Here is an 18,589-nt window from a genome sequence, read left to right on the forward strand (position 1 = left end):
TGCGAGAACACCACCAGCGGCACCTTGCCGCGGCGTGCGTTGTCGGGCCAGAACAGCTTTACCGGCACCGCGCGTCCGCGCACGGGATCCACCCAGTCCAGGTCCTGCACGCGATAGCCCGCGCGTTGCTCAACATGATCGCCCGCCCGCACGGGCGCGTGCGACGAGGCGACGAGCATCGGCGCCAGCAACAGCAGGGACAGCAGTACCGCCAACCGATGGCGGCGGAACAGGGAGAACACGTTCATCGGCAACACATCCAGTACAGGGACAGCGCACGCGGCGCGCACCCGCATGCGACAGGGACAGAACGCCGACTTCGCGGCGCGCTACTTCTTCTTCGGGCGGCCAGCCTTCACCGGCGCCAGCGCGTCCAGGGCCTTCGCCAGCGCCTGCGGCGACAGTGCGGACAGCGCCTGCAGGCCCGCGCGCAGCAACTCGCTCTTCTTCGCCGGCCGCTGCATCTGCAGCGCACGCTGCTTGAGCACGGCCACCAGCGCGAAGTCGTCCGCCGGCATCGTGAAGCTGTCGCGCACCAGCTTGGCCGGCGGCGCCTGCGCCGCCATGCCGGCGTCGCGCGTCTTGCGGGACTTGACCATGGCTCACCCGTAAATCGTATAAACGATTTATACCGTTTCATCCCCGCCCTGCCAAGCCCGGCGTCTGCCGACGAGCGGCAGGCATTCAGGCGGGACGGCACGCAGCGGGGGTGGCATGCGGACCTAGACTGTCGGTGTTCCACCGCTACGGCATGCCATGCCTCCTCGAACCGCCTCCCTGCGCGCGGGTGAACGCGCCGCCTTGCTGGCGGTCGCGGAGGCCCGCGCCCTTGCCGCCGCGCTGGCCATCGCGCCGGTCGATCCGTCGGGCGTGCACGAAGCGCGCAAGGCCATCCGTCGCCTGCGCTCGTTGCTCGCGCTCGCGCGGCGTGCGCTGGGCAAGGACGCGATCGATCCGATCGATGTCGAACTGCGCGCACTGGCCAAGGGCCTGTCCGCCCTGCGTGACGCGCAGGTCGTGCAGGACACCGCACGGGCATGCGCGCGCGACGCGGAGGGCAAGGCCGAGGCACACAGCTGGGAGGCACTGCTGCCGCTGCTGGCCGAACGCCAGCAGCACGTCCTTGCCGCGGCACTGCGCGACGATCCCGGTTTCATGCAGCGCCAGGCGCAGGCGCATCGCCACGCCGACCGGCTGCGGGTGTTGCCGTGGCACCAGTTGGGTGCCGCCGACCTGCGCCGTGCCGTGCTTCGCTCGATGCGACGGCAGGCGAACGCGCAGGCGGCGGCGCTGGCATCGGGCAGGCTGGAGCATCTGCATGCCTGGCGGCGACGGTCACGCCGGTTGCGGATGCAGCTGTCGGCCCTGCGCAAACTGCGGGTCCACGCGCAGCCGGGGCGCGCCGATGCCGCGACCCTGCGACACGTCGCCCAACTGGTCGACCAGCTGGGCGTGCTGCAGGACCTGGCATTGCTGCAGCAGGCGCTGGACGAACTTGCGCGGAGGCAGGTACCGACGACGCCGGCCGCGCTGCGGCGTCCGAAACCCTTGCCCATCCATCCCCTCGGCTAAACGCATTTACCCGCTTTCGACGTGCGCATTCACGTCAAGTACGCCCCGGCAGGGCCGATAGTGACCCATACGGTCTCTCCCGACGGCGCACGGACCGCCGCGCACCGCCGGAAGGCCAGAAGATCCGGTGTTCCGGCAACGGGACGGTTTGGCACAAAGCCTGCTTCTCCCGGGAACAGGCCGGGACCTACCGCCCTCCCTTCACGCAGGATCAAGGCCCGCTGGTGGATTCCACCCTTGCCCCTCGCGGCGCCGCTCCGGCGACGCCCGCACCGCCCCCCCGCCGAGGCGGCCTGCCGCCGCTGGTGTGGGCGACGGCTGTGCTGTTGCTGGGCATCGTGTGCACGTCGATCGTGGCCCACCGGGAATGGGACGACCTGCAGCAGCGGGCGGAGGACGACCGCCGGGCGCTGGCCGATGCCGGGGTCTCGCAACTGCGCGTACCGCTGGAGCAGGCGGCGTCGATGCTGCGCGCCATGCAGACCGTGTACCTGGCCAACGACCAGATGGACCAGGCACGCTTCAGCCAGTACCACGCCAGCCTGCGCAGCCCGCTCGCACCCAGCGCCTACACCTCGGTGGCGTTCGCACGCCGCTCGCCCGCCGACCAGCCGCTGGCTGACCAGGTCTCGTACCGCTACGAATTCGTTGCTCCGTACCAGCCGAACACGTCGTTGATCGGCTTCGACATGGTCACGCAGAAAGCCAACCTGGCCGCCCTGTTGCGCGCGCGCGACACCGACACGGTAGTGATCTCGGCGCCGTTCCCGCTGCGCCAGACCACGCCGGCGGGCCAGAACCCGCTCGGCGTGACGCTGCGCCTGCCCGTGTACTCCGACGGCCCGACGCCGACCACGCCCAACCAGCGGCGCGCGCGCGAAATCGGGGCGCTGGCCATCGGCATCCGGCTGCAGCCGCTGGTGGAAACCGCGATGGCCGGACCGGTCCTGGACGGCTTCCGCGTGCGCCTCTACGACGCCACCGCGGATGCGCATCCGTTCTACGACTCCGCCACGCCCATCGCCACCGGCCTGCCCGCGCAGGTACGGCGCATGGATTTCGGTGGCCGCCAGTGGCGGCTCGAACTGCAGCCGCGCCCGCAACCCCTCGACGCCGGCCGCCTGCAGGCCATCCTGGCCGGCGGCGGCGTGATCAGCCTGCTGCTGGCGGCGCTGGCGTGGTCGCTGGCCACCACGCGGCGGCGCGCGGTCGCGCTGGGCGAACAGATGAGCCGGCGCTACCGCGAGAGCGAACTGCGCTTCCGCGCGCTCAACGAACTGCTGCCGGCGCTGGTGCTGCTGGCCGACGTGCGCGATGGCCGCATCGTCTRCGCCAACCAGGCGGCGCGGATGCGCTTGGGAGATCCCACCGGCCTGCCGCTGTCGGCGCTGTTCTCCGATCCGCAGCTGCAGGCGCGCGCGCGCGATGCCGCGGCCATCGGCAACGACTGGGGCAACCTGGAAGCGGTACTGCTGAGCCCTGGCGGCGGCGCGTTCTGGGCCAGCGCCTCCATTGCGCAGGTCGACATGGACGGCGAGGCGCACCTGCTGATGGTCGCCACCGACATTTCGGAGCAGCGCGAACTGACCGAACGCCTGAGCTACCAGGCTACCCACGATGCGTTGACCGAACTGTGCAACCGCCGCGAGTTCGAGCGCCGCATCGAGGAGGCCCTGAACGAACGCAAGGGTCGCGCGGCGTGCGACCCGTGCGCGCTGCTGTACATCGACCTGGACCAGTTCAAGCTGATCAACGATGTCTCTGGACACATGGCAGGCGACCAGCTGCTCGCGCAGCTCGCGCTGGCGATGCGCCAGCAGCTGCGCGGCGGCGATGTGCTGGCGCGGCTGGGCGGCGACGAATTCGGCCTGATGGCGTTCCACGTGGACGCGGAGGGCGCGCGCGCACTCGCCGAACGCCTGCGCGAATGCATCGAAGCGCTGATGTTCGTCTGGCAGGACCGCACCTACACGGTCAGCGCCAGCATCGGCGTGGTGGCGATCGACCAGCAGGAACCGACCCTGAAGGACCTGCTGGCCTGGGCCGACACGGCGTGCTACCTGGCGAAGGAGAACGGCCGCAACCGCGTGCACCTGTACCGCGAAGACAACGAGACCACGCGCCGCCAGGGCGAAATGGAATGGGCCAACCGCCTGCGCTGGGCGGTGGAACAGGACCGCCTGCTGCTCGACTACCAGGAGATCGTGCCGCTCGACGGCCGCGACACCGCGCCCAGCATCGAACTGCTGCTCAGGCTGCGCGACGAGGACGGCGGCGTGGTGCTGCCCGGCGCGTTCCTTCCCGCCGCCGAACGCTACGGGCTGATGCCGGCCATAGACCGCTGGGTGATCCGCAACGCGCTTGCGCATTTCGGCGAGCTGCACCATTCGGGCATGCGGCTGGGCACGTGCGCGATCAACCTGTCCGGCGCCAGCATCGAGGACGAGGGGCTGGCCGACTTCATCCTGGCGCGCATCACTGAATTCGCGGTGCCGGCCCAGGCCTTGTGCTTCGAGATCACCGAGACGGTCGCCGTGCGCAACCTGCTGAAGGTCGTCGCGGTGATCGAACGCCTGCGCCGCGCCGGCTGCCGCATCGCCCTGGACGACTTCGGCGCCGGCATGTCCTCGTTCGGCTACCTGAAGAACCTGCCCGCCGACCTCATCAAGATCGACGGCAGCTTCATCCGCGATCTCGAAACCGACCCGATGAGCCGCACCATCGTCAGCGCCATCGCGCAGATCGGCCACCAGCGGGGCTTGAAGGTCGTGGCCGAGTGGGTCGCCAGCCCGAAGATCGGCGACGCGCTGCGCTCGCTCGGCGTGGACTATGGCCAGGGCTACGCCCTGCACCGTCCCGAACGCGTGCTGTTCCAGCGCGAAGAGCCGCCGCCGCGGCGCCTGGCGGTGGTGCGCTGACCTACCGCACCGCCTGCTCCGCGGGCGTGTCGATGGCCCGCGGCCGCACGTGCTCCAGCAGGCTCACCAGCGTCTTGCCCGGCTCCTCCCACGGAATCATGTGGGCGGCATGCTCGAACCACACGCCCTGCTTGTAGGGCGCACGCACCTGCGCCAGCCAGGCGGCGGTGGGCGCCGAGGGCGTGGTGTAGTCGTGCCGGCCCATGAACATCACCACCGGGATGGGGAAGTCCACCACGCCGGTGAAGTCGACCTGCAGGAATTCGTCCAGCAACCGGCCCAGCGTGAACACGCTGCCCGCATTGATCGCGCAGCGCGCCGCATCGTCGTAGTCCGGCGACAGGCGCGGGCCCTGGAAGTAATAGGCCGAATCGTCGCGATAGGCGCTCAGGCCGCCGTAGAACTGCGGCCACTTGCGCGCGATCACGATGCGCTCGCGGGTGATCGGCTGGTCGCCGGGATACGGCGCGATCGATTCCATCTCGCGCACCGCGTCGGCATTGCCGCGCTCGCGCGCCATGCGCAGGCCGTAGTCGAAGCTGACCTGCTCGTTGGTCCGAACGTTGATCACCTGGCCGATGCCGACGTAGGCATGGAACAGATCGGGACGCTGCAGCGCCGCGTGCATGGCCACCACCGTGCCCCAGCTGTGCGCCATCAGCACCAGCTTGCGCTTGTGGTAGCGGCCGCGCAGGYGCTCGGCCAGCGCGATCGCGTCGTCCACGTAGCGCTGCACGTGCAGCGTGTCCGCGACGGCGTCCTGGGGATTCAGGGTCAGCGTCCTGCCTGCGCCGCGCTGGTCGTAGTTGACGACCGTGAAGTACTCCTCCAGGGGACGCTGGAACTGCCACAACGTGGGAATGACCGGCGATGCCGGGCCGCCATGCACGAACAGGATCATCGGATTGCTGCGGTCCTGGCCGCGTACGTTCACCCATTGCCGGACGCCGCCGATGTCCACCGCGTAGTCCTCCTGCACGCCGGTGGGAGCGACGATGCGCCCCAGGTCCCCGATGATCTCGCGCGCGGGCGCATAGGCGGACCGGTCGGGGCACGCCGGCTGGGCGGCGGCCGTCGTCGGCGATGCAAGCGTGGCGGCGAACAACAGGGATGCGAACGCGATGGCGCGCATGGGCGTTCCTCTCGGCAGGGCAGTCGGCCGCATTGTCGACGACGTTCCGTCCGCCTGCCCCGGGTCGATGGTCGTGGCGCATGCGTCGTCAGTCACGCTTCCACATCCAGGACCGATGCTTGCGCGACGCCTCGGTCCACGCTCGCGGCGGATGCGTGCGGGCCGCGGCTTGGGTTCTAATGCGGCTGGGAGACACGCGAGGGGCAGGATGAAAGCAGGGATCGTGGCGGCCTGCCTGACGGTCGCGAGCCAGGGCGCGTGGGCACAGAGCACGACGCCGGGCGCCGCGCACGACATGTACCACCAGGAACCCCCTGCCGCGCCCTCGCTGCGCAAGGGCGGTCCTGCGCTGCGCGACAAGCGCAAGCAGGGCGTATCGCCGTCTTACGAGCGGCAATGGCGGGACGCTCTGGCGCTTGGCGAGCAGGGCGACGCCGCCGAGGCGGACCGCACACTCGCGCAGGCGATGGCGCACCGCGAGTTCGCGACGCTGCCGCTCGCCGACCAGCGCATGACGTGGTCGCGCGCGGCGTGGATGGCGACACGCCTGGGCGACCATGTGCGTGCACGCCGCTGGGCCACGCGAGCCGTCGAGGCCGGATCCGACGATCCCGACGACATCTACCTGCTCGCGCAGCTGGACGAACGCGAGGGAGCGCATGACGCGGCCGCGCGCCACGTTCGCGATCTGGCGATGCGCTGGCCGCGCATGGTCGACCACCTCGACACTGCGTTCGTGCTGCGCGTGGCCCGGCAGGCGCCGCCCGCATCGGCGACCCGGCTGCAGGTGATGGAGGCCTTGATGCAGGCCGGCTGGGACGGTGCGGGGCTGGGGGTCGGCGACCTGTGGTACCAGCTCGCCCTGCTCTACCAGGCACGCGGCGACCACGCCGGCGTCCGTCGTGCGGTCAGCTTGACCACCTCGCCCGAGGCGCTGGTGAAATTCCGCGTGGACCGGCGCTTCGATGGCATCGTCGACCTCGACAGCGGAGCACTCGACATCGCGGAAGCCGCACGCCGGCGCGTGGCATCCCTGCGCGTGCTGGCCGACAGGCGCCCTCGAAGCCTCGAGACCCGCATGGAACTCGGCTACGCGCTGCTGGCGACGGGCCAGCACGCGGAGGTGGTCACGCTGGCGAACGAGACGCTCGCCGCGCTGTCGGCGGCATCGGCGGATGCGCCGGCGTTCGACGATCCCGAGGTCGCCGCGTGGATCGTCAACCACCGCGCGGTCGCGCAGCGGAGGCTGGGCAAGCTGTACGACGCGCAGGCCGACCTGTTCCGCGGCACGCTGATGGACGAATCGGGCGGCGCCAACGTCAGCCAGGTGCTCAACCTGGGCCAGTTCCTGTGCCAGCGCGGGCGCCCTGAGGAAGCGCTCGCTGCCATCGGCCGGGTCGGCGACATGAGCGGTTACGGCCGCATGGTGCAGGTCTCCATCGAACACTGCGCCGCTGTCCAGCAGCAGGATGCCGCCTCTGCACGGCGCGCGCTCGACTACCTGCGCGACCACCGCGACGACGCCCTGGAGCTCTGGATCTGGGCCCTGGTCGAAGCCGGTCGCATGGACGACGCAGCCGACGCCCTCATCGCGGCCCTGGCCGATCCGGCGACGCGTGGCGACCTGCTCGCGGCCGTGCAGGAATGGCGGGAGCCGGCCCCGCTGCCTGCCTTCGTGCCCGTGCAGGCGCGCTGGCGTGCACTGATGGCGCGCGACGAGGTCCGTCGCGCCGTGGACGCCGTCGGCCGCATCGAACGCCAGCCGATCTTCGCCATCGGCGGCCTCTGACCGGACGCGGTGTCAGGCGTGCGCCATCCATTGGCGCACCAGCGCCTGCAACGCGGTGCGCTGGGCTTCCACGTCGTCCACGCCGGCGAAAGTCCAGGTCGCGCGGTCGGCGCCCAGCCATGCGAGCAGCTGCCGCGGATCGGCGATCGCGCCCGCGGGCATCGCCTGCTTGCCCGCGCCCAGGTGCAGCACCAGCATCATGCGGTCCGGCCGGCGCAGCTGCATCGTCGCGAAATGGCGGCCCTCCACGTGGAAGCTCGGTGCGTTCCACTTGATGCTTTCGCCGATGCGCGGATCCGTCGCCAGGATCGTCGTGCGCAGCAGGCGGATGGCGGCGTCCTGCGCATGCGCGAGGGTGGCCAGGAAAGCCTCGACATCGTCGCGCGCTGCCTGTGTCCCCATGGTGTCGTGCACTCCGCCTGTCGACTGATCGCGAACGGTAGCGTGGGCAGGGGCCGCCGGCCAGCGCACGGAGCGTCCGACCGGCGGTCGCGCCTGCGCGGCGCAGGTTGATCGGAATCAACGCGGCCGTCGCACGGGCGGCGTACGTTGGCGACTCCTAACGCCACGCCAGGAGCACGCCATGGACCGCACCATGAAAGCCGCCGTCGTCCGGCAGTTCGGCGCCCCGCTGGTCATCGAGGATGTCCCTGTGCCGCGCCCGGCCGCCGGCGAACTGCTGGTCAAGATCGAGGCGTGCGGCGTCTGCCACACCGACCTGCACGCCGCCGAAGGCGACTGGCCGGTGAAGCCCAGCCCGCCTTTCATTCCCGGGCACGAGGGCGTCGGCCACGTCGTCGCGGTGGGCAATGGCGTGACCCACGTGAAGGAAGGCGACCGCGTCGGCGTTCCGTGGCTGTACTCCGCATGCGGCTACTGCGCGCACTGCCTCGGCGGGTGGGAGACGCTGTGCGAAACCCAGCGGAACACCGGCTATTCGGTCAACGGCGGTTTCGCCGAGTACGCGCTGGCCGACGCGGGCTACGTCGGCCACCTGCCGGCGGGCATCGGTTTCGTCGAGATCGCGCCCATCCTGTGCGCCGGCGTGACCGTCTACAAGGGCTTGAAGGTCACCGATACCCGACCCGGCGACTGGGTGGTGATCTCCGGCATCGGCGGGCTGGGCCACCTGGCCGTGCAGTACGCGAAGGCGATGGGCCTGAACGTGGCGGCCGTCGACGTGGACGACGCCAAGCTGGACCTGGCGCGCCGCCTGGGCGCGACGGTCACCGTCAACGCCGCCACCGACGACCCGGCCGCGTATCTGAAGAAGGAAATCGGCGGCGCGCACGGTGCGCTGGTGACGGCGGTATCGCCCAAGGCCTTCGAGCAGGCGATCGGCATGGTGCGCCGGGGCGGCACGGTGTCGCTCAACGGCCTGCCGCCGGGCCAGTTCCCGCTCGACATCTTCGGCATGGTGCTCAACGGCATCACCGTGCGCGGCTCCATCGTCGGCACCCGACTGGACCTGCAGGAGGCGCTCGATTTCGCCGCGATGGGCAAGGTCGCCGCGACCGTGGCGACCGACCGCCTGGAGAACATCAACGCCGTGTTCGCACGCATGYACGCCGGCACGATCGAGGGGCGCGTGGTGCTGGATTTCTCTGCCTGATCGCGCGACTCAGTCCGCGCTCGCCGCCGGCCGCGCCTCGTCTCCGCCCGCTGCGGCGAGCCGTGACTGCGCACCCCGCGCCGGCAGCGGCATCACCCGCAGTCCCCGCTGGCGACACAGATCGAAGGCCGGATACACCGCGCGGCGTCCATTCGCGAACGCCACCTGCAGGTCGTGCACGCAGTCGTCGCTGCGGATCTGGAGGGTGGCCGCATCGCCGCCACCGGCCAGCCGCCCGCCGACGAGCAGTTCGCGCGGCTGGTCCGCGCCGGCCCGCGCCGCGGAGACCGACACGATGGCATCGTGGGCACGGTTGACGAGGTAGAGGTAGTGGGTGCGCTCGCCGGCGTGGGCGGCGGCGAACGGGATGGCGGCGGCGAGCAGCACGACGATGGACGCGCGAGGCATGGCGGAATCTCCGGTGATGAGGGCGCCACCGGCAGCGCGGGTCGCGTGCGGGGCGAGCGCATCTCGCGCCCGCTGCGGGAAGGCGGCAACGGATCCGGGACGAATCGTCGTGCGGCCGTGACGAATCGTCGTGGGCAGCGATCGCGGCTTTCCGTCGCCGGCGCGGCCGCCTAGGATGCGTTCGCACAGGAGGCCCCCATGAAGATCCGTCTGGGCAGCACCGAGATCGGCCTGTTCCGCTACCTGGGGCTGTGGACCGCGATCGCACTGCTGTTCACCTTGCAGAACACGCTCAACAACGGCCTGGAGCGCCCCAGCTGGCCACTGTCGGACCTCATCCGGTGGTCGTTGATCCAGTGGTACAGCTGGGCAGCCCTAGCGCCGCTCGTGTTCCGCCTGGCCGAGCGCTATCCGGTACGCGGCACGTTGCGCTTCCGCGGGTTGGCGCAGCAGCTCGTGGCGAGCCTGTGCACGACGTTCCTCGCGATGGTGCTCGGCGCCCTGGTCTCGACGCTGTTCGAACCCAGCGGCTTCTTCGAGCAGCTCGGCTACTTCCTGGAGCAGCACTTCGCCATCGGCGTGCTGACCTACTGGACGCTGTTCGCCATCCAGCAGGCCATCCAGTTCCACGCCGAGAAGGCGCGACGCGAACTGGAGGCCAGCCGGCTGGCCACCGAACTGGCCCAGTCGCGCCTGCAGGTACTGAAGACCCAGCTGCAGCCGCACTTCCTGTTCAACACGCTGCACGCCATCGTCACCCTGCTCGACGAGGACAAGCTGTCGGCCGAGGACATGCTGCTGCGCCTGAGCGAACTGCTGCGCGCGTTCCTGGAGGACTACGACGGCCAGGAGATCCCGCTGCGCCGCGAGCTGGAGCTGCTCGAGCTGTACCTCGGCATCCAGCGGCGGCGCTTCAAGGACCGCCTGACCACGCGCATCCATGTCGCACCCGACGTGATGGATGCCGCGGTGCCGAGCCTGGTGCTGCAGCCGATCGTGGAGAACGCGATCCGCTACGGCATCGGCCAGCACGTGGGCGAGGACTGCGTGGAGATCGACTGCCGCCGCGAGGGCGACATGCTCTGCATCGACGTGCGCAACTACAACAGCACGCTGGACGAGGGCGGCCAGGCGGGCGGCCACGGCATCGGCCTGTCCAACACGCGACTGCGCATGCGCGAGCTGTATGGGGACCACGCGAGCCTGCGGCTGGACCTGATCGTGCCGCGCGGCGTTGCGTGCCGGTTGCGCCTGCCCTACCGCGACCTCGACGAGGACGCCCTGCCGGAGCACGTGCCCGCATGCGCCTGACCGCGCTGGTGGTGGACGACGAACCGATCGCCCGCCACGCCGTGGCGCGCCTGCTGCGCGACGACGCGGACATCGAGGTGGTGGGCGAATGCGGCGACGGCGTGTCGGCGGTGGCGGCCATCCGCGAGCGCTCGCCCGACCTGGTGTTCCTCGACATCCAGATGCCGGCCATCACCGGCCTGGACGTGGTGGCCACCCTCGGCCCGGCGCGCATGCCGGCGACCATCTTCGTCACCGCCTACGAACAGTTCGCGGTGCGCGCGTTCGAGGCGAATGCCGTCGATTACCTCGTCAAGCCGTTCAGCCGCGAACGCTTCGCCGAAACCCTGCGCCGTGCGAAGCAGCGCCTGGCGATCGGACAGGGCGCCGATGCCGACACCACCGCCCGGATCATGCAGGCGCTGGCAGCGCTGCAACAGCGCGATGCCTACCTGGAACGGATCCCGGTGCGCGAGGACGAGCGCGTCGTCCTGGTCGACGTGGACGACATCGTCTGGATAAAGGCCAGTGGCAACACCGTGCGCCTGCACCTGGCCGACCGCGTGCACGAAGTCCGCGAGACCATGGCCGCGCTGGCGGCACGCCTCGACCCGCGCCGCTTCGCCCGCGTGCACCGCTCGGCCATCATCAACATCCGGCGGGTCAGGGACATCCATCCATGGTTCAACGGCTACCACGTGGTCACGATGGATACCGGCCAGCAACTCCGGATGAGCCGCTACCAGCACGATGCCTTCCTGAAGCTGGCGACCCTGCGGCACGGGGACTGMCGCGGCCCGTGCCGCGCCGCCCTCATTCCGAATCCACGCCCGCCAGCGCCAGCACCCAGCCCGGCACCACCGGCTCGCCGGCGTAGAACTCCTTCGGCCTCTTCTCCGCCATCGCCCAGCGGTGCAGCCAGCTGGGGCCGTAGCGGCCGTTGTAGCCGTCCTCGCCGCGCGCGTAGGCAGGGTCGCGCATCGCCTCGTCCAGCGTCACCACGCGGTAGCCGCGTCGCTGCACGCCGGCCACGAGATCCGCGTAGGCGACGGCGTTGAGCTCGTTGGCGTGCAGCAGCCAGACCTGCGGCAGCGCGTAGCCGAGCAACGCCTGCGACTGCCGTTCGAAGTAGTCGACCTTGTTGAGCATGTAGGGCACATAGCCGCGCCGCAGCCGCTCCAGCGTCGCCGCGCGCACGGGCGTGTCGGGCTGGCCGTCGAGCACGTTGGCGTAGGCGAACGCCCATACCCATTCGCCGTTGTCGACCGTCACCGGTGCGATGCGGTAACCGTGTCCGCCCAGGAACGCGGACAGCGCCGCACGTTCCTCCGGCGTGCGGCCGGCGCGCAGGTACGGGTGGCGAAACCAGCGCGGCGCCTGGCCGCGTTCCGCCAACAGCGGGCGCAGCACGCGTTCGCCGCGCAGGATGTCCTGCTGGAACGCAGGCAGACCGACCGCATGCAGATCGAGATGGCCATGGGTGTGGTTGCCCAGCCCGAAGCCCGCATCCCGCCAGTCGCGCAGCATCGCCACGCGCTCGGGCCGCACTTGGCCATCGACTTCCAGCTTGCCCTCGTTGACGAAGCCGACCACCGGCACGCCGGCCTGCTCCAGTTGCGCCATGAGCTGCGCGTGGCGTCCTGCGAGCGCGTCCGGCGGCGTCTTGTCCATGCGCTGCCACGGCAGGTCATCGATGGTGACGGCGATGCGGCGGTCGGGCCCGGCGGCATGCGCACTCAACGCCCATGCGGACAGCAACAGTACTTGCAGGAGGAAGCGCACGCGCAGTCCGGGACAGGGGGGCGGAGCGGCGAGCTTATCGTCCGGCATGGCCCGGCCGCCAGCCGACTCAGGACGTGCTGTGGGGCGCAGCGCGCAGTCGCGCTTCGATGGCCGCGTGCAGGCCGGGAACGTCCGGTACGCGGATGCCGAATGCCTCCTGCAACACCGTGATCACCGCCTCGGCATTGGGCAGGCTGCGCCGCTCGCTGGCATGACCGGGGCGATGCAGCGCGACGCTGCCGTCGTTGAGCGTCCGGCGCCAGCCCGGCCCGGTGAGGGCGGCGCGCAGCTGGCCCACGAACGGCGAGTCCGGATGCGTGCTGACGTACCAGTTGCCGACGATGTGATCGATGTCGGCCTGCGGCTGCAGGTCGAACACGTACAGCGCCCGCCACTCGCCCGCCACCCTCGAGCACAGCGTATAAACGCCATCGCGCCGGGTGATGCGGTAAGGCTCGTGCGGCGTGGCCTGCACGTCTTCGGTATCCAGTCGCAGTGGTGCGGTGGGCACCATGCCGCCGAAGCCGACATCGACGATGTAACGCTGCMCCTCCACAATGGCCAGTACCAGCAGGTGCGTGCGCGCGGTGGGTTCGTCCTCCGGTCCTCCCATCACCACGCGCGCCGTCAGGCCGCGCGCATCGAAGTGCAGCTGCCGGAGCAGCGCCAGGAAAACGCGATTGAGTTCGTAGCAGTAGCCGCCGCGCCCCGCATGCAGCAGCTTGTGCTGGATGGCTGGCAGGTCGATCGGTACGGGCGCGCGCAGCAGGGTGGACAGGGTTTCGAACGGAAACGTGGCGGTATGCCGCAGCTGCAGCGCGCGCAAGGTGTCCAGAGTGGGCGGCGGCGGTCGGTCGTGACCCAGGCGTTGCAGGTATAGCGCGATGTCGGCGAGCGTGTCGGCCACGGAAGATTCCCTCGTTGGGCGGGCCATCACGGTAGGACCTAAAGCGCGATTGAGGTCAAGACGCCTCGCAGGACGCATGCTCCATCGCCTCCATCGCCGACCCTTCCCATACCTTCATGCCGCGTGATGATGTCGTGTCCTGCCGATGCGGCATCATGCGTAGGTAGAGATCACCCACCCCCAGGATCATCCGATGCGTGCATGGCTGTTGCTGCCCCTGTTGCTGCTGACCTCCGGTGCCGCGTACGCGGCCGATGCCTGTCCGCAGTTGTCGCAACAGACGCCGACGGATGTCGCCACCCGCATCGCCGCTGTCGCCTGCCGCGAGCACCTGATGTGGTACCGCCCCTTCATCGACCGCGAGGGCAAGCTGGCGAACGCACCGATGACCGAGGCGGAGTCGTCGCTGTTGTCGCTCGGCGACGACCGCGCCTGGCAGCGCGTCGCGCGCTACTGGCGCGACAGCGGGCTGCTCGCCGCGATCGGTCACCGTCGCGGCGCGACCGAGTGCCTGTACGCCTCGTCGACGGGCCCTCAGGCCGAGGCCTGCCGCGGCTTCGTGGTGGACACGCCATGGTCGGCCGCCTTCATCTCGTGGGTGATGCGTGAGGCCCGGGTGCCCGGCTTCCGCGGTTCCAGCCGCCACTTCACCTATGTGCAGGCGGCGTTCCAGAACCCGTCGACCAACGCCTTCGACGTCATCGACGTGGCGAAGGCCAAGCCGGTGGTCGGCGACCTGATCTGCTACGTGCGCCAGTCCGGCCGCCTGTTCGGCCACGAAGGGCTGGTGCCTTTGCTGCGCAGCGGCAGTTCGCTGGACATGCATTGCGACATCGTGGTGGCGGTGAACCCGAACAACGACAGCACCGCGTACGCCATCGGCGGCAACGTGCAGCAGAGCGTGACGATGCGGATGCTGCCGCTCAACCGCAGCGGCGAGTTCTGGGGCGGGCTGCCGCTCCGCATCGGCGACGGCACGCTGTGCGCGCCCGACAACGAAGCGGCCTGCAACATGAACCGCCAGGACTGGGCGGCGATCCTGCGACTGAAGTCACCGGAACAGCTGGCGAGACTTCCCGGCGCCCTGCCCCCGGTGCAGGATGCGCCAGGCGTCGAAGCGACCGAGAAGGCGGAATGCTGCATTCACTGCGTCGTCGGATCCGGTGTGCCAAGGTGCCCCGCGGACGCGACCCCGCCCACCACCCCGGATACGCAACGATGATCCCGTCCCGCCTCCCTGCCGTACGCCTGGCGCCCATCGCCGCCGCCCTGATGCTGGCCGCCTGCGCCACCCCGCCTCCGGCCGCCAGCCCTACGCTGGCCGCGGGCCAGCAGGCCACCGTCGATGGCACCGTCGTCAGCGTCGACACCACGCCCTGGACCTACGATGGCAGCGCCGTGGTGAAGGTCGCAGCCCCCAACGGGCAGGTCGACGTGCATCTGCCCGCCCGCTGGAACCTCTGCAAGGCGCCGCTGCCGGAGGACGTACAGGGGCTGAAGGCCGGCGACCGCGTGCGGGCCACCGGCACCGTCACCGACGACGGCGCGCTGGTGGTCTGCGAGCAAGCCGAACACGGCCTGCGCAGAACACCCTGAGCGATCACGCCCAGCCCCCGTGACCGCGGCTGCCGACGCGATCGGCGCACGGCACCGGAAGGGACGTGCGGCAGGTCGGGATGGTGCAGCGCAGCTCGCATGTAACCGTTTTCATGGCTAGTGTCCGGCGCTCGCGGGGTGGCCCGCGTTGCCTGGAACCGCCTGATGATCCCCACGCCGACGCGCCGCCTGCTGTGCGCCACCACCACCGCCTGCGCCCTGGCGATCGGGTTGGGTGTGAGCCCCGCCGCCCGTTCGGCCGACGCCCTGCCCCCGCGCACTGACTGGAAGGCGACGAGCTCGGCCAGCACCACGGTGGAGATGGCCCCGGCCAAGGGCATCGATGGCGACCCGGCGACCAAGTGGGGCGGCGCGTTTTCGCCCGGCCATTGGTACCAGGTGGATTTCGGCAAGCGCGTCTCCGTCGGCGCGGTGGAACTGCATTGGGAATGGGGCGGCGCGCGCGCGTACTCCATCCAGGCCTCCGATGACGGCAAGCATTGGCGCACCGCGTTCGAGACGCGCGATGGCGTGGGCGGCATCGAGTACGACGTATTCCCCACCGTGCAGGCGCGCTACCTGCGCCTGACCGCGCCGGACCGCTCGGCGGACTGGGGCGTGTCGGTGTTCGAATTCCAGCCGTACGCCGGTGGCGAGACGCCGCGCATCACCGGCGTGAGCGGCGACCCCGCCGCGCTGTGGTCTGATGCCGGCGAGGCGCATGCGATGAATGCGAAGCCCGCGGCCGACGGCATGCGGCAGCTGCAGATCGACCTGCCCAGGCCGCTGTCCGTGGCCGGCCTGGAAGTGGCGTGGAAGCACACGCCGCGTGCGGCGAAGCTGGAAGGCCGCGAGTCTGGCTCGGACCGCTGGATCGTGCTGGCGGAAGACCCCAACGCCTACGGCAGCACCGCCTTCCTCGCCGACAGCCAGGCCCGCACGCTGTCCGCGCTGCGCTTGAGCGTGCGCGGCCAGGGCGAGCAGGCGCCCACGCTGCAGCGCCTGCGCCTGATCGGGCCGAAGCGGGTGATGACGGCGATGAAGCGCTACGAACTCGCGGCCTCGCGCGAGCACCGTGCGCTGTTCCCGTCGTCGCTGCACCAGCAGCAGGTGTACTGGACGGCGGTCGGCATTCCCGCGGGCCGGCAGAAGTCCGTGCTCGACGAATTCGGCCATGTCGAAGCCTTCAAGGGCGCGCCGCTGGTGCAGCCGGTGTGGCGCGACGCCGGCGGTCGTGCGAGCGCAGCGAACGCCGATACATCCATCACCCATGCGCTGCGTGACGGCTGGATGCCGATGCCGACCGTGCAGTGGTCGCCACAGCCGGGCCTGGAACTGACGACGGCCGCGATCGCGCTCGAGCAGCGCAGCGCGCCAGTCACGCTGGTCCGCTACCGCCTGCGCAACACCGGCACCATGCCGGTCGCCGGCAGCTTCAACCTGCTGACGCGGCCGATGCAGGTCAGCCCGCCATGGCAGAACGGCGGACCCTCGCCGATCCGCGACATCACCGTCGGTAGCGGCAATGCGGCGCAGGTGGCGGTCAACGGTCGCACGCTGTTCCAGTCGCTGACGCCGGTGGCGCGCGCGTCCGCGTCGGCTTTCGGTGCGCATGGCGAAGGCGAGATCACCGGCCTGCTGATGGCCGACGCGTTGCCCGATGCGCAGCAGGCGCACGACGACACGGGTCTGGCGGCCGGCCAGCTCGGCTACGACGTGGCACTGGCGCCGGGCGCGACGCAGGACATCGTCATCGCGTTCGCCCTCGGCGACGCGCGCATCGATCCCGCAAAGCCGCTACCCGCCGCACCGGCGCTCGATCTCGCCGGACTGACCGGCGAAGGCGCGTTCGACGCGCGTGCCGACGAGGTGGCCGCACAGTGGCAGAAGCGCCTGGGCCGCATCGGCCTGTCGCTGCCGGACGCGTCCCTGGTCGACATGCTCCGCGCGCAGGCGGCGTACATGCTGATCAACCAGAGCGGCCACGCCATGCAGCCGGGCCCGCGCAACTACAACCGCTCCTTCATCCGCGACGGCGCCGCCACCGCCGCCACGCTGGTGCGCATGGGCATGCCGAAGACGGCGCGCGACTACCTGCAGTGGTACGCGGGACACGCGGTGCATGAGAACGGCCTGGTGTCGCCGATCCTCAACGACGACGGCTCGGTCAACACGGGGTTCGGCTCCGACATCGAGTACGACAGCCAAGGGCAGTTCATCTGGCTGGTCGCCGAACTCGCGCGTCTCGATGGCGGTGCGCGCAGCGTGCGCGACTACCAGGACAAGGTGACGCGCGCGATGAAGTTCATGCAGGACCTGCGCGAACGCACGATGGTGCCCGGCTATCTCGCCGACCAGCCGGCGCCGGAGCGCTTCCACGGCATCCTCGCGCCGTCGATCAGCCACGAGGGCTATCCCGTCCCCACGCACAGCTACTGGGACGACTACTGGGCGTTGAAGGGCTGGCACGACGGCGCATGGCTGGCCGAACAGTGGGGCGATGCGAAGACCGCCGCCTGGGCGCGCGAACAGTACGCCGCGCTGCGCGCATCGATGGCCGCCTCGATTCGCGCGACTATGGAATGGAAGGGCATCGACACCATCCCCGCCGACGCCGACATGGGCGGCAGCGATCCGACCAGCCTGTCGATCGGCCTGGACCCGGCCGGCCAGCAGGACGTGATGCCGGCCGACGCACTGAAGGTCACGTTCGATCGCTACCTCGACGACGTGCGCAAGCGCGACACGCCCGGGGCGCTGTATGCCTACACGCCGTACGAAATCCGCAACGTGCTGACCTACGTGCACCTCAACCGTCCGCAGGAAGCGCACGAGCTGCTGATGCGCTTCCTCGGCCACCGCCGCCCCGCACCGTGGCAGGTGCTGGCGGAAGTGGTGTACTCGGATGCGCGCCACGCGATCTACCTTGGCGACATGCCGCATACGTGGATCGGCTCGGAATACGCGCGCTCGATCTTCGGCATGCTGATGCACGAAGGCGACGACGCGCTGTCGCTGCTGCCCGGCACGCCACCGGCCTGGGTCGCCGGCGACGGCCTGCGTGTGGATGGTTTGCCGACGGCCTACGGCACGCTGGCGATGGCCGCGCGCCAGCAGAACCAGACGCTGCGCATCACGCTGGGCCCGGGCCTGCGCAAGGACACCGCATTGAAGGTCAGTTGGCCGACCCGCACGAAGCCGTCGCGGGTGATGGTGGATGGCAAGGCGGTGAGCGACTACGACGATCAGGGAGTACGGATCGCCCACCCCTTCAGCCGGTTGGAGGCGAGCTGGTAGTCGTCCTGGGCAATGTCGTCGGTATCGCACCGAAAATCGTAAACAAACATCGCGCGATGCTCTGAATAAATTCTTTTATATCAATTCTTTACGTGAACGTATTTCTGATATATCGTTCTTAAATCGTAAAGAATCAAGGCTTCCGGATGCCTCGCGCGCGCACTGCCGATGTACCAGATCTTCYGTCGTTGCTGGCGGGTGGCGACCCCGTGCCGGCGGCGGCGCTGGCACAGGCGCTGGGCGTGAGCCGCCCCATCCTGGCCCGGCTGGTCGCCGAGGCCGGGGC

15 protein-coding genes and 1 pseudogene are annotated in these 18,589 nt (G+C 70.2%); 9 read left to right on the forward strand and 7 right to left on the reverse strand.

The features are described from left to right. On the reverse strand, window positions 1-248 hold a 248-nt coding region (locus tag AC04L7_RS01780), incomplete at its 3' end, for a hypothetical protein (protein WP_475512437.1). 81 nt (window positions 249-329) lie between these two features. Next, a complete protein-coding gene (locus AC04L7_RS01785) occupies window positions 330-599 on the reverse strand; it encodes a hypothetical protein (protein WP_296281031.1) in 270 nt (89 codons plus the stop codon). 157 nt (window positions 600-756) lie between these two features. On the opposite strand from AC04L7_RS01785, the gene AC04L7_RS01790 reads away from it, so the two are divergent. After that, a complete protein-coding gene (locus AC04L7_RS01790) occupies window positions 757-1,572 on the forward strand; it encodes a CHAD domain-containing protein (protein WP_435996323.1) in 816 nt (271 codons plus the stop codon). Between the two features lie 224 nt (window positions 1,573-1,796). Further along, a complete protein-coding gene (locus tag AC04L7_RS01795; protein WP_475512438.1) occupies window positions 1,797-4,490 on the forward strand; it encodes a bifunctional diguanylate cyclase/phosphodiesterase in 2,694 nt (897 codons plus the stop codon). Window position 4,491: 1 nt separating this feature from the next. Here the strand turns inward: AC04L7_RS01795 and AC04L7_RS01800 are convergent, their stop codons facing one another. Beyond that, window positions 4,492-5,622, reverse strand: a complete 1,131-nt coding sequence (locus tag AC04L7_RS01800; protein ID WP_475512439.1) for an alpha/beta hydrolase — start codon at window positions 5,620-5,622, stop codon at window positions 4,492-4,494. Between the two features lie 208 nt (window positions 5,623-5,830). Here AC04L7_RS01800 and AC04L7_RS01805 point away from each other — a divergent pair, with 208 nt between their 5' ends. Next, a complete protein-coding gene (locus AC04L7_RS01805) occupies window positions 5,831-7,411 on the forward strand; it encodes a tetratricopeptide repeat protein (protein WP_435996316.1) in 1,581 nt (526 codons plus the stop codon). Window positions 7,412-7,423: 12 nt separating this feature from the next. Here the strand turns inward: AC04L7_RS01805 and AC04L7_RS01810 are convergent, their stop codons facing one another. Continuing rightward, on the reverse strand, window positions 7,424-7,813 hold the full coding sequence (locus tag AC04L7_RS01810; RefSeq protein WP_299343992.1) for a DUF1801 domain-containing protein: 390 nt from the start codon (window positions 7,811-7,813) through the stop codon (window positions 7,424-7,426). Between the two features lie 181 nt (window positions 7,814-7,994). On the opposite strand from AC04L7_RS01810, the gene adhP reads away from it, so the two are divergent. Continuing rightward, the gene (gene adhP / locus AC04L7_RS01815; RefSeq protein ID WP_475512440.1) at window positions 7,995-9,023 is read left to right on the forward strand and encodes an alcohol dehydrogenase AdhP; all 1,029 of its coding nucleotides are present in this window, start codon (window positions 7,995-7,997) and stop codon (window positions 9,021-9,023) included. Window positions 9,024-9,032: 9 nt separating this feature from the next. Here adhP and AC04L7_RS01820 read toward each other — a convergent pair whose 3' ends face one another. Further along, window positions 9,033-9,431, reverse strand: coding sequence for a hypothetical protein (locus AC04L7_RS01820; RefSeq protein WP_435996313.1), 399 nt, complete (start codon window positions 9,429-9,431; stop codon window positions 9,033-9,035). 198 nt (window positions 9,432-9,629) lie between these two features. On the opposite strand from AC04L7_RS01820, the gene AC04L7_RS01825 reads away from it, so the two are divergent. Both AC04L7_RS01825 and AC04L7_RS01830 read left to right on the forward strand, forming a co-directional pair. Then, on the forward strand, window positions 9,630-10,742 hold the full coding sequence (locus AC04L7_RS01825; RefSeq protein WP_435996311.1) for a sensor histidine kinase: 1,113 nt from the start codon (window positions 9,630-9,632) through the stop codon (window positions 10,740-10,742). Then, window positions 10,733-11,425: pseudogene (locus AC04L7_RS01830) on the forward strand (LytR/AlgR family response regulator transcription factor); the annotation flags it as partial. The gene AC04L7_RS01825 and the pseudogene AC04L7_RS01830, both read left to right, overlap by 10 nt. Window positions 11,426-11,534: 109 nt before the next feature. Here AC04L7_RS01830 and AC04L7_RS01835 read toward each other — a convergent pair. Both AC04L7_RS01835 and AC04L7_RS01840 read right to left on the reverse strand, forming a co-directional pair. Then, window positions 11,535-12,503, reverse strand: a complete 969-nt coding sequence (locus tag AC04L7_RS01835) for a polysaccharide deacetylase family protein (RefSeq protein ID WP_435996307.1) — start codon at window positions 12,501-12,503, stop codon at window positions 11,535-11,537. 67 nt (window positions 12,504-12,570) lie between these two features. Continuing rightward, window positions 12,571-13,410: an arylamine N-acetyltransferase family protein gene (locus tag AC04L7_RS01840; RefSeq protein WP_475512441.1), complete on the reverse strand. Its 840-nt coding sequence runs from the start codon at window positions 13,408-13,410 to the stop codon at window positions 12,571-12,573. Between the two features lie 193 nt (window positions 13,411-13,603). Between AC04L7_RS01840 and AC04L7_RS01845 the strand changes: the two genes are divergently transcribed. The 3 genes from AC04L7_RS01845 (at window position 13,604) to AC04L7_RS01855 (ending at window position 18,303) form a co-directional block, all read left to right on the forward strand. Beyond that, the gene (locus AC04L7_RS01845; protein WP_435996303.1) at window positions 13,604-14,632 is read left to right on the forward strand and encodes a DUF2272 domain-containing protein; all 1,029 of its coding nucleotides are present in this window, start codon (window positions 13,604-13,606) and stop codon (window positions 14,630-14,632) included. After that, window positions 14,629-15,006, forward strand: a complete 378-nt coding sequence (locus AC04L7_RS01850) for a hypothetical protein (protein ID WP_435996301.1) — start codon at window positions 14,629-14,631, stop codon at window positions 15,004-15,006. Before AC04L7_RS01845 ends, AC04L7_RS01850 begins: the two co-directional genes overlap by 4 nt. A gap of 165 nt (window positions 15,007-15,171) precedes the next feature. Continuing rightward, window positions 15,172-18,303 carry a discoidin domain-containing protein gene (locus tag AC04L7_RS01855; RefSeq protein WP_435996300.1) on the forward strand — a complete coding sequence of 1,044 codons (3,132 nt, stop codon included), beginning with the start codon at window positions 15,172-15,174 and terminating at the stop codon, window positions 18,301-18,303. The last annotated feature ends 286 nt before the right edge of the window (window positions 18,304-18,589 follow it).

The organism is Pseudoxanthomonas sp. LjRoot204_2 (assembly GCF_056175765.1).